The organism is Bradyrhizobium lablabi (assembly GCF_018129385.1).
GTDB lineage: Bacteria > Pseudomonadota > Alphaproteobacteria > Rhizobiales > Xanthobacteraceae > Bradyrhizobium > Bradyrhizobium lablabi_C.
On the sequence record NZ_JAFCLN010000001.1, the window covers coordinates 279265 to 292462 of the forward strand.

The following is a 13198-nucleotide window of genomic DNA, read 5'->3' on the forward strand; positions in this document are numbered from 1 at the left end:
GGAAGTGGGCAGGGACTTTGGAACGAGAACGGCGAGACGCCGCCGCAGCCATTCGCAGGCCGGATTTACGCTGGTCGAAATCCTGGTGGTGATCACCATCATCGGGCTGATCATGGCGCTGGTCGGCCCGCGGGTGCTTAATTATCTCGGCGAGTCCAAATCCAAGGCCGCAAAGATCCAGATCGAGAGTTTTTCCAGCGCGCTCGATCTCTATTATCTCGATCTCGGCCGCTATCCGAGCACCAATGAGGGACTGGCGGCGCTGACACGCAGCAACAACGCGCCGGGCTGGAACGGGCCGTATTTGCGCGGCGGCGTGGTGCCGAACGATCCCTGGGGCCACACTTACGTCTATCGCGCGCCGGGCGAGCGGGCGCCGTTTGAAATCATTTCGCTCGGCTCGGACGGTCAGGAAGGCGGCAGTGGAACGGCAGCCGACATCGTCAGCGGCACGCGCTGAGGCGAATGCGCAAGCGGGTTTCGCGCTGATCGAGATCCTCTGCGTGCTCGCCATCATCGGACTGCTTGCGGCAATCATCCTGCCGTCGGTGCCGCGCGCCACCACGCGCGCCAGGCTCGAAAGCTACGCGGTGCAGATGGCGGCTCTCCTCAAGGCCGACCGCAACGCCGCGCTGCGCCGGCGTGCGCAGATCGTCACGCAAGTGGATGCGCCGTCGCGCTCGATCCGCTCGGGCTCGACCGGCCAGGTCATCCGCCTGCCTGACGACGTGCAGGTGGAAGCGATCCTGGCCTCGCGCTGCGCCGACCGCAGCGTCGGCCGCTCGATCGATTTCTTCCCCTCGGGCATGTCATGCGGCGGCACGATCGCGCTGCTGCGGCCGGGGATGCGATATGAGGTGCGCGTCAACTGGTTGACCGGAGGCGTCGATATTGTCCCGAAGATGCTCTGACGGCGAGGCAGGGTTCACGCTGATCGAGGCGCTGGTCGCGCTGGCGATCGTCGCGACCGTGCTGGCGTCGATCGCGGCCGTGATCGGGACCACGGTGAGGGGGACGCGCTCCATCGACCAGCGGCTGGCGCTGACCGGCACCGCGGAAACGCTGCTGGCCTCGATTCCAGCGCGCGATCTCCTCAAACCCGGCCGGCAAACCGGCGAGCTCTCCGGTCATCGCTGGCGGATCGACGTCGCGCCGACGCGGCTGGCGCAGATTCCGCCGACCGCCCGCTTCATTCCCCTCACGGTGAACCTGCGGCTCCAGGCCGCCGGCGGGGCGGCGATGCAGTTCACCACCGTGCGGCTGGTGCCGAGGGGTGGCGAATGAGCAAGCGTGCAAGGAAAGGCGAAGCCGGCTTCACGCTCATCGAAGTGCTGCTGGCGACGCTGTTGATGACGGTGATCCTCGCCGCGCTTGCGACCGTGACCGCGCAATGGCTGCCGAACTGGAACCGTGGCATCGCGCGCGTGCAGCGCGCCGAGAAGCTGGCGATGGGGCTGGAGCGCATCGCCGCCGACCTGTCGGTCGCGGAGATGATCCCGGTCAACGCCGACGCCAAGGCGCCGCTGTTCGAGGGCTCCGAATTGTCCGTCACCTTCGTGCGCACAGCGATCGGTCCCAATTCGCGGCCCGGGCTCGAGATCATCCGCTTCACCGAAAAGGCCGACGCCCAGGGGCTTGCGCTGGTGCGCGAGCGTGCGCCGTTCGCGCCGATGGCGGCCGATGCGCAAATCCGTTTTGCCGACCAGGTGGTGCTGACCCGCGCACCCTTCCGCGTGACGTTCTCCTATGCGGGGCCGGACCAGGTCTGGCAGCCGGTCTGGCGCGGCCAGAAGCAATTGCCCGAAAAAATCCGCGCCACCGTGCGCGATGGCGCAACCGGGCAGGTGCTGAACGTGTCGACAGCGATGGTCGTTCACGTCGATGCGCCGGCCGAATGCGCGCGGGCAAAGAATCCGGCTGCATGCCTGGGGTCGGAATCCAAGCAGGAGGGGCTCTGACGGGCCAGGATGCCTATATGGGCTTTCGCATCACCCCAGGAGACGAGAGGAATTCACGCGGCTTCATCGTCGTCGCGGTGCTCTGGATTCTGGCAGCGCTTTCAGCGCTGGTGCTGATCTATCTCAACTATGTCACCAGCACCGCCGTCGTCGTGGCGACCGGAGCCGACCGGGTACAGACCGAAGCGCTGGTAACGGCCGGGGTAGAGCTTGCGGCATTCCAGCTCTCCGGCGTCAGCGAGACCGTGCGCCCCACCAGCGGCACATTCGATGCGCGGGTGGGCGCTGGCAAGGTGGTTGTGACGTTCCGCTCGGAGGCGGCGCGCGTCGATCTCAATGCGGCGCCGAAGGGCCTGCTCGCGGGATTGATCGCGGGTCTTGGAGCCAGCCCGGAGAATGCGGCGTACTATGCCGAACGCATCCTGGCCTGGCGTTCTCCTGCCAGTGGCGGCGAAAACGATCCGGAAAATTCGTTTTATCGAACCTCGGGCGCGCCCTATTTGCCGCGCCACGCGCCGTTCCCGCTGGCCGAAGAGCTGTGGCTGGTCCATGGGGTCCCGCCGTTGGTGATCGAGAAGATATTGCCATTCGTCACCGTGTTCTCGAACCTGTCCTCGATCAATGTAGCGGATGCCGCGCCGCAGGTGCTGGCCGCCCTGCCGGGCATGACACCGGAGAAGTTGCAGGCCCTGCTGGCACAGCGCAGCGATCCGAGTGCAGATCCGAACGCGCTGCTGGCGATGGCCGGCAGCGAGGGGGCATCGCTGGCCGGATCAAGGGCCTACCGGATCAACGTCGCTGTCGCGTTCGGCGGCGTCAGCCCGAACGCAGCCGAGGTCGTGATCCTGCTTCTCGACGGCGGGGAAGCGCCTTATCGTGTATTGTCCTGGCGCAATATGTTGGACGGCGCCACCGCGCCGCAAAGGGCCCGATGAAGTTCTTGCAGACGATCGGCGCGATCATCAGCGCATGGACGGCGAGCGTCGCCGCGGCCGTGATCGCCGCATTCGACCGCACGGTGTCGCCGCGCGTGGTCCGGCTGCTCGAACAGGACGATGGCGGCTTTGCGGTCGAGGGGACGGCGCGGTCGGACAATATCCCCTCGCGTATCGGCTTTGCCGACGGCGTGCTGTCGGCGCCCAACCTCGTCCAGGCGTTCCGGGGCAGCCGGGTCGAGATCGTGCTGCAACCGAAGCGGTTCCTGTTTCGCCCGCTGGAACTGCCGGCGCGCGCGGCGGACTTTGTCGAAGGCATCGTGCGCGCGCAGATCGACCGGCTGACGCCATGGAGCGCGACCGAAGCGGTGTTCGGCTGCTCGGTGCCGGCCGCCGGCGGGACCGAGAGCGTCACCACCATGATCGCGGCAACCACGCGCAAGGTGGCGATGACCTATGTGCAGGCGGTGGCCCCGTTCCATCCGGCCTCCGTCGCCGTATGCACCGACATCGCCGAACGCGATGCCGGGCGCGTAAAAGTGTTCGAGCAGAAGGCGCGCGGGCATCTCGACGCGGCACGGTTGAGCCGCGCGCTGTCGATCCTGCTTGGCGTTGTTGCGGTCGGGGCGCTGCTGGCGCTAGCGGTGTCGGCGTATATCGGCGACAGCCTGAGCGCGCAGGAGAACGAACTGGGGCGGCAGATCGCGGCGCGCCGTGCGGCGATCCGCGCCGGCTCTGACGGTAGCGACCGTTCACCGCTCGCCGCGCTGGAGCGGCGCAAGCACGAAACGCCGTCCGGCGTCATCGTGCTGGAGACGCTGAGCCGCGTGCTGCCCGACCACACCTACATCACCGAGCTGCATCTTGCCGGCAACAAGCTCCAGATCGTCGGCATCACGCGCGATGCGCCGTCGCTGATTCCGCTGATCGAGCAGTCCCAGCATTTCACCCGCGCCACCTTCTATGCGCCGACGACGCGCTCGCCGTCCGATCCCGGCGAGCGTTTTCACATCGAAACCCGCGTCGAACCGAAGAACGCCCCATGAGCGCCGCCTCCACCGTCACCCGCGCCCTGACGCAATCGCCGCTGATCGCGGTGACGCTGTATCTTGCCGTGGTCGGCGGGCTGATCGCTTCCGCGGGCTTTTCCATCGCCGACATCTTCGCGCGCCAGCAGGCGCTGGCGCAGACGTCCGATCTGTTGGATCAGTTGCAGGGCCGGCGCGCGCGCGGCAAGGGACCAGTGCAGGCGGGGCGCCCGGGCACGCCGTTCCTGGAAGGGCCGACCGTGACGGTGGCAGGCGCCGCACTGTTGCAGCGGGTCGGCGATGCCGTCAGCAAGGTCGGCGGCACCATCCAGTCCTCGCAGGTGGATGTGACGGGAACGCAGGCGAAAGACGGCTTTGTCGGCCTCACCGTGAGCTGCGAGATGGAGCAGCCGGCGCTGCAAAAGCTGCTCTACGACCTCGAGGCCGGCATGCCCTTTTTGTTCGTCGACCAGCTCGACGTACAGGTGCCGCAGATGACCGCGGCGAATGAAGGCGGCGCCGGCAAGATCAGAGTCGTGCTCGGTGTGTCCGGCAGGTGGCAGGGCAGCAAGTAGAGCTCGAAACGTAGATGCTACGTTTATTAATCAGCTCGTTTGCCAGTTTGACGTCGATATGCGCGTGCAACTGTATCGCGCGCCACGCGGATGTAGTTTGGATCGTTCGTCTCCAATGCCTCGGCAAGATAAGCCGCGATTGCTGCCGGAGTGCCGAGGTAGTCGGCCGCGTCGAATTTTGAGACCTTGACCGTCATCCGATGATTAGTAGCAGGCTGCGCCAGCTATCGCTAGCTCACCAACTGTACTTGGCGACACCCTTGCCGGCGTAGCTCTGATAATTGCCGGAGAATTCTCCCTCGAAGGTGCCGGCGAGCGAAAAACCGTTCAGCCACTTCATCTCCGCACCGGCGCTGACGAGGGCGGCGTCCGGATTCGGCCGCGCGCCGTTCACGACGAAATTGGCGCCGGGCAGCGTCTGGAACACGGCCGTGATGGCGCCGTCGTTGTTGTAGTCGTGCGCCCAGGCGACGCGGCCGCGCAGGGTCAGCATGCCGTCCTGCATCGCATAGGATTTATCGGTGCGCAGGCCGAGCTCGGTGCGGGTCGCGGTGGTGGTCTGGCCGGCATAGGTGAGCGCAAAGGTGCCGGCGCCGGCCAGCACCTGTTCGGCGTAGCCGGGCAGGCGCACGCTGGTGAACTGTGCGGCGGCATAGGGCGTCAGCGCGAGAAGCGGATTGGCGTAGCGGTAGCCGCCCTCGAAGCGGCCGGAGAACGTTTCCGCGCGGAAGCGCGCCTGCAACTGGTCGACGCCGGCCAGCATCACGGTGCGGTTGGTGGTGACGTCGTGCCAGCCATAGTTGAGCGCGCCGGAAACGTAGGCCGGGCCGAAATTGTGCCGGCCGAATACGCCGGCCTGGAACAGGTCGGACGATCCGCGGCCAAGGCCGTTGGCCAGCGAGTAGTTGGTGCCGCCGCCGGCCAGCGCAAAGCCGAGCAGGGTATTCGGCGTGACCCGGTAGTCGGCGCCGCCGACGACGCCCCAGGCGCGCGCGGTGAGGTCGTTCGAGCCGATCACGGCATTGCCGTCGATATTGACGGCGCCGCCGTAGGCAGAGCCCCAGACGCTCCAGCGGCTCGCGGGCTGCGCGGCGAGAAGGGCGGGAGCCTTCCGCGCCATTGCGTAGGCGTCGCGCTCGCTCTTCGTCGCTAGGCGCTTCTTCGCATAGGCAAGCGCCTCGTCGTCTTCGTCCGCAAGTCCGGTCGTGCTGCCGACCGGCGCAAAGCCGCCGGCGCGGCCGGCGATGGTGGGATCGAGCAGCAGGTTGAGGAAGAAGTTATCGGCCTGGGTCGCGGACTGGATAATGCCGGTGCCGAGTTCGCCGGAGGCGACGGCCAGACCCTGGGCGCTGAGCGCCGCAAACGCCACCGGGATGCTGCCGGTGGTGTTGAAGAAGTTGGTGAGGGTGTTCGCCACGTTCTGCTGATTGACACTGAGCGGACCGTTCGGCGTGACGAAGTTGAGGGTTACGTTGAGGAATACGTTGTTCGGATCGTAGGAGAGCGTCGCGGTGAGATTCGAATTGTTGGAGACCACGGCGGGATCGAACGTGGTGCCGCCGAGGCCGCCGTTCGCAGTCAGGATGGTGTACTTCTTGTTCACGTAGGAGCCGGGCTGGAACACCGCGTTGACGGTTGCGCCCCCGAGGTTTGCGGCGCCGGTGACGTTGGTCCTGCCTGCGGTCGCGGGTGAAACCTGGATCAGGTAAGTCGATGCTGCGGTGAAGGTGAGGCTGCCGGCGACCGCCAGCGGACCAAATACGCTGCCGCCGGCGCTGCCCGCAGCAAGTGTGCCGCCGTTGATTACGGTGGTGCCGACATTGCCGCTGCCGGCCAACGTGGCGCCGCCGTTCACGGTGGTCAGCGCCGACGCCGCGGTCGAGCCGTCAACCACCAGCGTGCCGCTGTTGACATTGGTGTTGCCGGTATAGGTGTTTGCGCCCGACAGCACCTGCGCGCCCGCTGACAGCGTCAGCCCGCCGCTGCCCTGGATCACGCCGGCGAATGCGCCATTGGCGTTGGCGAGAGTGAGTGTGTTGGCGCCGAGTTTGACAGTGCCGGTGTTTCCACCGGCCAGCGACTTGATCGAGGTGCCGCCGTTTGTGAGCGCGGAAACGTCGAATGTGCCGTTGTTGGTGAGTCCGCTCGATGTCGCGATGCTGCCATGATGGCCTCCGGCAGAGATCAGATCGAGTTTGCCGCCGGCCACGATCGTGGTTGCGCCAGTGTAGGTGTTCACTCCGCTCAGCTTCTGCGCGAAAACCGTGGCGATGGTCAGGTTTCCGCCGGTGCCGCCGCCGATTCCGCCATCCTGAATAACGCCGTCGAAGGTGGCATTACCTCCCGTGATCGTAAGCGTCTTTCCGCCCAGTGCGACGACGCCGTTGTTGCTGGAGCCATGGATGCTGCGGACCGATGCACCGGTGTTGGTCTGTGAAATGTCGAAGGTACCGGACACGCCTGGAGCGAAAGGTAAAAACATGAGTGCTACGGATGATGAGATCGACCCGCTTCCCTTGAGCGCCAGTGTTCCGCCGTAGATCTGGGTGGTACCGGTGTAGGTGTTGTTACCGGATAGCGTCTGCGTTCCGATGATCATCCTCAAACCGCCGGTGTCCTGTATGGAGCCTCCAAATTCGGTTGAGCCGTTCCATATTTCCAGCATCTTACTGCCCGTCTTCACCACGCCCGTCGAACTTCCGGCAAGCGTGGATATGAGAAGCTCACTCGAGGACATGGCAGAAATATCGAACGTAGCGTCGACTGTGATCCGGCTGGTGGCTGTGAGCCAGCCAGAACCCGACAGCGCGAGCGTTCCGCCTGAAATCGTGGTTTCGCCGGAATAAGTGTTGGTGTTCGTCAGCGTCATTGTACCGGTGCCGACCTTGGTCAAGCCGCCGCCGGCGCCCGAGATCACGCCGTCGACCGTGGTCGAGGCGTTGTTGCCGCCGGTGGTTAGCGTCTTCGATCCCAGCACATAATTGCCGGCACCCTCGATCGAGCCGGCGGTCATGCCGGTCGAGGTGAGGCCGGACATGTTGAACGTGCCGCCTGCGCTGGTGATGAAGCGCGCGTTGCCGCCGGTGCTCGTTCCGGTAAAGCGCGTGGTCGCGCCGTTGCTGGTCGTGACCGTCGCGGTGCCGGCGGTGGCGGAATTGTTGAACGAGAGATCGCTGAGGTTGACGACGTTCGCTGCGCCGGCGGTGCTGTTGTCGTTGAAGCTCCAGAGGCCGTTTGTATTGTTGACGAGATTTGCACTGCCCGTGCCGCCGGAGGCCAAGCCGGTGAACGAAACCGTGCCGCTATTGACGATGGTGGCGGAACCGGCCGTCGCGGTGCTGTTGAGCGTCAATGTGCCGGTCGCGGCATTGGTGATGTTGGCGCTGCCGGCCGAGGCACCGTCGAAGAAGTCCATCACGAGATTGTTCTGGATCGTGGCGGTGCCAGCTGCGCTGGTGTCGAAGAATTGCAGGACGCTGCCGTTGTTGATGGCGGCATTGCCGGCCGTGCTGGTGTTCGCGAAGGTGATGAAGCCGGCATTGTTGTAGGTGACCGGCCCCGCGCCCGTGCTCGCCGAACTGGCGTTCTGGAAAACGAATGAAGAAAAGACGTTGAACGTCTGCGTCGCCGCACTCGCGTTGTTCACGCCGGCGCCGTTGACCAGAAAGATGTCGTTGGTGTTGATCGTGTAGGCGGGCGCGGTATTGGTGAAGGTGAGGGCGCCGATCGAGGCGAGGCCGTTGACGTCGACACCCGTCGGCGCGGCGTTATTGGTGAACGTCGCAGTGCCGTCCGGCACATTCGGCGTCGACGACCAGTTGGTGCCATCGATCCAGTCGTTGCCGGCGCCGGTCCAGGTGCCGTCCACCGCATGCGCCGACACCACGCCGAGCGCCGTCGTTGCCAGCAGCACCGCGGCCGAGCGCCGAAGCGCCGAACCGACGGTGATGTCGCCCATTCGCGGGAATATCGGATCGGCCATGGCGCTGCTTCTCAAATCTGCTCTTCGACGCGCCCGGACCATGCAGAAATCAAACGTCACGACGCCCATTTTCGCCATAATCTCACGGCGTTGCAGCCGGGTGCAACGAAGGCAGATGGGTTTTGCGGTAGCCGGCAGAGCACCGCTTTTCGTATTTCCGTCGGCGTGGCACTTGGGCAACATTTGCGCCGCCCTTGGCGTCGAGCGCTTCTCAAAGAGCGCAGGGTTGGCAACGCGCGTGCAGGTTCCAGGGAATCACCGGCTCAATCTCCGTCCGCGCGTGTTGATGGGAACGCCAGTTCCCGGTAAGTTGTGACAAGCGGGGTCTCCGCGGTGGCCGGGACAGGGGCATGATGGTCTGTTGGCGCAACATGGTCGGTTTGGCCTTGCTCTCCGGCGGGCTGTTGTTGGCCGTTGCGCCTCCAATGCTGTTCGCGGCAACATCCTCGGTGCCGGACATCCTTTCCAGCGACCGGGCAGGGGATGCCGACACGGTCGACCTCGGCACCGTCAAACCCATCGCCCGGCCGAATCGCGACGCGCCAAAGCCGCCGCCGAGCGGCAATCCGCTGTGGTCCGTCCCGCTTTCGATGCTCACGGCCACACAGGAACGCCCGATCTTTTCCGCATCACGCCGTCCGCCGCCGCGTGCGGTGGCCGCGCCGCAGGCCGTGGTCGCCCCGCCTCCGGTGGTGGTGGCGGCGCCCGAGCCGCCGCCCCTGGCGTTGATCGGCGCCGTGGTCAGCGACAGCGACGCGATCGCCGTGTTCGTGGACCGGACCAGCCAGAAGACCGTTCGCCTGCGACAGGGCGAAAGCCATGCCGGCTGGGTGCTCAGCACGGTGCTGCGGCGTGAAGTCACGATGAAGAAGGGCGGCCGGGCCGAAACCATCGAGCTCAAGAGCACCAATGCTCCGCCTGCCGCGGCTCCTGGTGTGCCGGTCCTCGCGGGAGTGCCGGGTCCGCAGATCCTGCCGGCCCCGACGCAAATCGGCGCGGGGGTCATGGATACGAACTACGCGCCGTTCATTCCCCGTTCGACGCCGAAGAACGGGGCCCATGACGGCCTGTGATTTTGCGCCGGCTTCCGCACGTGTGACAGACTGCGATCCATGAGCTTGATCCACGTTCCGCTCGCGCGCGTGACGATCGGGAGGGCGTGGTGAGCGTTCCCAGCCGCCTGCATCGGGTGCTGCAAGGCTGGTCCGCCAATCTCGTCCAGTTGCTGCTGGGGATTACGCAGCAGGTCGCACTGATCCCGATATTCCTGCATTTCTGGAGCAGCGATACGCTGGCGGCCTGGCTCGCGCTCTACGCCGCGGGCAACCTGGCTTACATCGCCGACGCGGGGCTTCAGCTCCGCGCGGTCAACCGCTTTCTGGCCTTCAAGGCGTGCGCCGATGCCGACGGCCGCAGCGCGCGCTATTACGCAGCGATGCTGCGCGTCTATTTCATGCTGACGGCGCTTTTGATTGGCCTCACGCTGGCCTTCAGCTCCATCTTCCATCCCTCGCGCCTGCTCGGATTTGCGGAAATCGAAAATTTCGACGTCGCATTTGCTGTCATGACGGCCGGCGTGCTGCTCGGTCTGCCGTCATTCCTGACGGCGGCGCTCTATCGCGCCCGCGGCGTCTATGGCGTGCCGACCTGGCTACAGGTCTCGGGCATGTTTGCCGGTCAGCTCGCGCAGATCGCGGCCGTCGTTGTCACCGGAAGCCTGCTGGCGGTCGTCATCGCCTATGTGGTGCCGCAGGTGCTGGCGCTCGGATATCTCGTACTCGCGGATGCCTATCGCCGTTTTCCCTTCCTGCGCGGGGTTCGCATCAAACCGCCCTCCTGGCGCTGGATCGCCGGCCAGTTCCGCCGCGCGTTCCCGTTTGCGGTGGCCGGCGGCACCGAGATCGCGCTGCTCAATCTGCCGGTGCTCTTGGTCAGCGTGTTCGTGAGCGATCGCGTGGCGGTGGCGCAGTGGGGGCTGACGCGCGTGATCGCCGGACTGGTGCGGGCGCTTTGCGTGCAAGCAACGCTGCCGCTGACCGCCGAACTCGGCCACGACTACGCCATCGGCGCGCAGGACGCGCTCCAGCGGCTGTATGCGCGCACATCGGCGCTGGTTACGCTGCTGGCGGCCGCCGTGGTGTCGGGCCTGCTGGCGTTCTGGCCGGATTTCTTCGCGCTCTGGACCCATGGCGCGATTCCGTATGACCCGGTGCTGACCATGACGCTGTTGCTCGGCGCTGGCCTCGCCGCACCTTCGATCCTGGCACTCGGCTTTGCCAATTACAGCAATCGGGGCGAGTTGCTGGTGCGCAGCAAGGGATTGCAGCTTGTGGTCTTCTTGGTGCTGGCGGTGGCGCTGACGGGTCCGATGGGGCCACTCGGTGCGGCCATCGCCATTGTCGCAAGCGATCTCCTGGTTCAGTTCGGGCTGCTGACGATTGTCATCGTCAGGCAGACGCTTTCACGGCCCATCCGCCACGTCGCCTTTCTGGGCGCGCTGTTCGTCGTGGTCGTGCTGGCCGGCTGGACGCTGGGCAGTATCATCCATTCGCTGGTGCCGGCGGGACAGCCTCTGGGATTTGTCCTTGAATGCACGGTGTGGCTGGCCGTGGTTGCGCTTGCAGCAAGTCCGCTGATCAGCGGCAACCTTCGCTATCGTCTGTCCGACGTGATCCCGCGCTAGATCGCGTCGCAGCTCTTTCGAGCAGCCTCACCGGGATTGTCTGCGCGAGCAAAAACCGGATGCGCTCCGGATGCTTTTGCGTTATCCGGGTTGCCCGAAAAGGAACGAGGCCTGCGTGATGAAGATCGACAAGCCGGCAATCGCAAGGGCCGTGCGCGGCAATGCCGTCGCGCGCAGCCTGGCGCATCTCGGCGAGCTCGCGGTTTTTGGCTCCTCGCTGCGGGAAAAATTCGCGCGGGGTTTGCTGTCGCAGTATTACCGCAGCGTGTTCCGCCGTCACTGGGCCTGGCAGGTGTACGGCGAGCCTCACTTCAGCCTGCACTCCGTCTCGCTGTTCGACCTGCTCGACGGCCGGCTGGGGCAAGGAATTTATTCGCTGACGCGCGCATTCCTTTCCGCCGAGATCATCCGCGAAGGCGACCATGTGCTGGATATCGGCTGCGGCGACGGCGCGCTGACCAGGCGGTTCTATGCGCCGCGCGCCGCGCATGTCGATGCCGTCGACATCGAGGAGAGCGCAATTCATTACGCGGCGAGGCACAATGCGGCGCCCAATATCAGCTATCGCAAGCTCGATGCGGTGAACGAGCCGTTCCCGCGGCCGACCTATGATGTGATCGTGTTCGACGGCGCGATCGGTCATTTCACGCGCGAGGGGTCGGCGGCGGTTTTGAAAAAGATTTCATCGGCGCTGGCGCCGCGTGGGGTGTTTTGCGGTTCCGAAAGCATCGGGCCCGAAGGGCACGATCATCTCCAGGTGTTCGCGACGCTGGACGATCTGCGCTCGCTGCTTGCCGAACAGTTTCGGCACGTGCGCGTCAAGCAGCAGGAATATCCGCTACAAGCGTCATCCTGGAAGCGCATCGAGGGTTACTGGCGCTGCTCGAATGGCGAGGGACGTCTCGAAGAACTGGACTGGAAATAGCGCGAAAGGTCTGTTGGCGGACATCATCCATCGCTGCCGGCAAGCGCGTTAACCGCTTGATTCGTCATCATTTTGCCTGCCGGGATTTAGGTTGCAGTGGTTTACCCCTTGCTGTAATCAGCGTTGGAGGTAAGCGGTTTTTGGCACTTTGGGCCAATCGGCGGGACTGTTCGTATGCGGTTGGTGCAAAGACTCCGGAGTCTTGTGGATGTCCACCTCCGGGGGCTGCTGACGCTCCGCGCGCAGGTTCAGGATGCAAAAATTCTGGCGGCGAAGGCGCTGATTGCACAGACGGCAACGATGGGAACGCTCGACGATATCCGCGCGGCCGAGTTCAAGGTGTTTTCCCAGTTCGGAGAAGACGGCATCATCCAGTATCTGGTCAGGCAGGCGCGCATCCCGGAGCAATGCCGGACTTTTGTCGAGTTCGGCGTTGAGTCGTACGAGGAAGCCAACACGCGCTTTCTCGTCATCAACGACAACTGGCGCGGATTGATCATGGACGGCAGCGCCTCGCACATGAAGAAGGTGCGCGACAGCACGATCTACTGGCGGCACAATCTGCTCGCGGTCGACGCCTTCATCGATGCCGACAACATCAACAGCCTGATAAAGGGTGCCGGATTTTCCGGCGAGATCGGCCTGCTCAGCGTCGATATCGACGGCAACGATTACTGGGTCTGGGAAAAGATCGATGCCGTCAATCCGATCCTCGTCGTGGCCGAATACAACAGCGTGTTCGGTGCGCGGCATGCGGTGACCGTGCCCTACGACAAGAGCTTTGTGCGCGGCCGCGCGCATCATTCGCACCTCTACTGGGGCGCCTCGCTGAAGGCACTGGTGGAACTGGGTAACCGCAAGGGCTACGCGTTCGTGGGATCGAACAGCGCGGGCAACAATGCGTTCTTCGTCCGCCGCGACCGCCTGAACGGGCAGCGCGAACTGACGGCGGAAGAGGGCTATGTCGAGTCGCAGTTCCGCGAATCCCGCGATGAAGGCGGCAGGCTGACATTCCTGTCGGGCGCGGCGCGGTTGCAGAAGATCATCGACCTGCCGATCTATGATGTCGAGCGGCGCGCCGTCGTTCGTCTCGCCGATCTGAATTGACCATG

The 13198-nt window shown here is 65.0% G+C and carries 13 protein-coding genes; 11 read left to right on the top strand and 2 right to left on the bottom strand.

Annotation, left to right across the window (positions count from 1 at the left end; translation table 11 throughout):
* Positions 1 to 4 precede the first annotated feature (4 nt).
* The 7 genes from gspG to gspM are packed head-to-tail and all read left to right on the top strand — an operon-like array spanning position 5 to position 4496.
* The gene (gspG, locus tag JQ628_RS01340) at positions 5 to 460 is read left to right on the top strand and encodes a type II secretion system major pseudopilin GspG (protein WP_212219265.1); all 456 of its coding nucleotides are present in this window, start codon (positions 5 to 7) and stop codon (positions 458 to 460) included.
* The gene (locus JQ628_RS01345; protein ID WP_212218011.1) at positions 423 to 911 is read left to right on the top strand and encodes a prepilin-type N-terminal cleavage/methylation domain-containing protein; all 489 of its coding nucleotides are present in this window, start codon (positions 423 to 425) and stop codon (positions 909 to 911) included. The genes gspG and JQ628_RS01345 overlap by 38 nt, the downstream gene beginning before the upstream one ends.
* Positions 892 to 1284, top strand: a complete 393-nt coding sequence (locus tag JQ628_RS01350) for a type IV pilus modification PilV family protein (RefSeq protein WP_212218013.1) — start codon at positions 892 to 894, stop codon at positions 1282 to 1284. Before JQ628_RS01345 ends, JQ628_RS01350 begins: the two co-directional genes overlap by 20 nt.
* Entirely contained in the window at positions 1281 to 1958 is a 678-nt protein-coding gene (locus JQ628_RS01355) for a PulJ/GspJ family protein (RefSeq protein WP_212218016.1), read from the top strand. Before JQ628_RS01350 ends, JQ628_RS01355 begins: the two co-directional genes overlap by 4 nt.
* Positions 1895 to 2893 carry a general secretion pathway protein GspK gene (locus tag JQ628_RS01360; RefSeq protein ID WP_249127393.1) on the top strand — a complete coding sequence of 333 codons (999 nt, stop codon included), beginning with the start codon at positions 1895 to 1897 and terminating at the stop codon, positions 2891 to 2893. The genes JQ628_RS01355 and JQ628_RS01360 overlap by 64 nt, the downstream gene beginning before the upstream one ends.
* Positions 2890 to 3939 carry a PilN domain-containing protein gene (locus JQ628_RS01365; protein WP_212218019.1) on the top strand — a complete coding sequence of 350 codons (1050 nt, stop codon included), beginning with the start codon at positions 2890 to 2892 and terminating at the stop codon, positions 3937 to 3939. Before JQ628_RS01360 ends, JQ628_RS01365 begins: the two co-directional genes overlap by 4 nt.
* Positions 3936 to 4496: a type II secretion system protein GspM gene (gspM, locus tag JQ628_RS01370; protein ID WP_212218022.1), complete on the top strand. Its 561-nt coding sequence runs from the start codon at positions 3936 to 3938 to the stop codon at positions 4494 to 4496. Before JQ628_RS01365 ends, gspM begins: the two co-directional genes overlap by 4 nt.
* A 26-nt stretch (positions 4497 to 4522) precedes the next feature.
* On the opposite strand, the gene JQ628_RS01375 is transcribed toward gspM, so the two are convergent.
* Complete coding sequence (locus JQ628_RS01375) at positions 4523 to 4693, bottom strand: hypothetical protein (protein WP_212218025.1); 171 nt, start codon at positions 4691 to 4693, stop codon at positions 4523 to 4525.
* 38 nt (positions 4694 to 4731) lie between these two features.
* Positions 4732 to 8478, bottom strand: a complete 3747-nt coding sequence (locus JQ628_RS01380) for an autotransporter domain-containing protein (protein ID WP_249127394.1) — start codon at positions 8476 to 8478, stop codon at positions 4732 to 4734.
* 350 nt (positions 8479 to 8828) lie between these two features.
* Between JQ628_RS01380 and JQ628_RS01385 the strand changes: the two genes are divergently transcribed.
* The 4 genes from JQ628_RS01385 (at position 8829) to JQ628_RS01400 (ending at position 13193) form a co-directional block, all read left to right on the top strand.
* Positions 8829 to 9551 (top strand): hypothetical protein, encoded by a 723-nt coding sequence (locus JQ628_RS01385; protein ID WP_249127395.1) that lies wholly within the window; start codon positions 8829 to 8831, stop codon positions 9549 to 9551.
* Positions 9552 to 9640: 89 nt separating this feature from the next.
* Positions 9641 to 11161, top strand: a complete 1521-nt coding sequence (locus tag JQ628_RS01390) for a hypothetical protein (protein ID WP_212218028.1) — start codon at positions 9641 to 9643, stop codon at positions 11159 to 11161.
* A 118-nt stretch (positions 11162 to 11279) separates the two neighbouring features.
* Positions 11280 to 12086 carry a class I SAM-dependent methyltransferase gene (locus JQ628_RS01395; RefSeq protein ID WP_249127447.1) on the top strand — a complete coding sequence of 269 codons (807 nt, stop codon included), beginning with the start codon at positions 11280 to 11282 and terminating at the stop codon, positions 12084 to 12086.
* A gap of 204 nt (positions 12087 to 12290) precedes the next feature.
* Positions 12291 to 13193 carry a hypothetical protein gene (locus JQ628_RS01400; RefSeq protein WP_212218034.1) on the top strand — a complete coding sequence of 301 codons (903 nt, stop codon included), beginning with the start codon at positions 12291 to 12293 and terminating at the stop codon, positions 13191 to 13193.
* The last annotated feature ends 5 nt before the right edge of the window (positions 13194 to 13198 follow it).

What these genes read in the sequence shown, in the direction of transcription:
- JQ628_RS01355 (WP_212218016.1), top strand. Translation starts at nt 1,281, where the DNA reads ATGAGCAAGCGTGCAAGGAAAGGCGAAGCCGGCTTCACGCTCATCGAA.
- JQ628_RS01360 (WP_249127393.1), top strand. Translation starts at nt 1,895, where the DNA reads ATGCGCGCGGGCAAAGAATCCGGCTGCATGCCTGGGGTCGGAATCCAA.
- JQ628_RS01365 (WP_212218019.1), top strand. Translation starts at nt 2,890, where the DNA reads ATGAAGTTCTTGCAGACGATCGGCGCGATCATCAGCGCATGGACGGCG.
- gspM (WP_212218022.1), top strand. Translation starts at nt 3,936, where the DNA reads ATGAGCGCCGCCTCCACCGTCACCCGCGCCCTGACGCAATCGCCGCTG.
- JQ628_RS01375 (WP_212218025.1), bottom strand. Translation starts at nt 4,693, where the DNA reads ATGACGGTCAAGGTCTCAAAATTCGACGCGGCCGACTACCTCGGCACT.
- JQ628_RS01380 (WP_249127394.1), bottom strand. Translation starts at nt 8,478, where the DNA reads ATGGCCGATCCGATATTCCCGCGAATGGGCGACATCACCGTCGGTTCG.
- JQ628_RS01385 (WP_249127395.1), top strand. Translation starts at nt 8,829, where the DNA reads ATGATGGTCTGTTGGCGCAACATGGTCGGTTTGGCCTTGCTCTCCGGC.
- JQ628_RS01395 (WP_249127447.1), top strand. Translation starts at nt 11,280, where the DNA reads ATGAAGATCGACAAGCCGGCAATCGCAAGGGCCGTGCGCGGCAATGCC.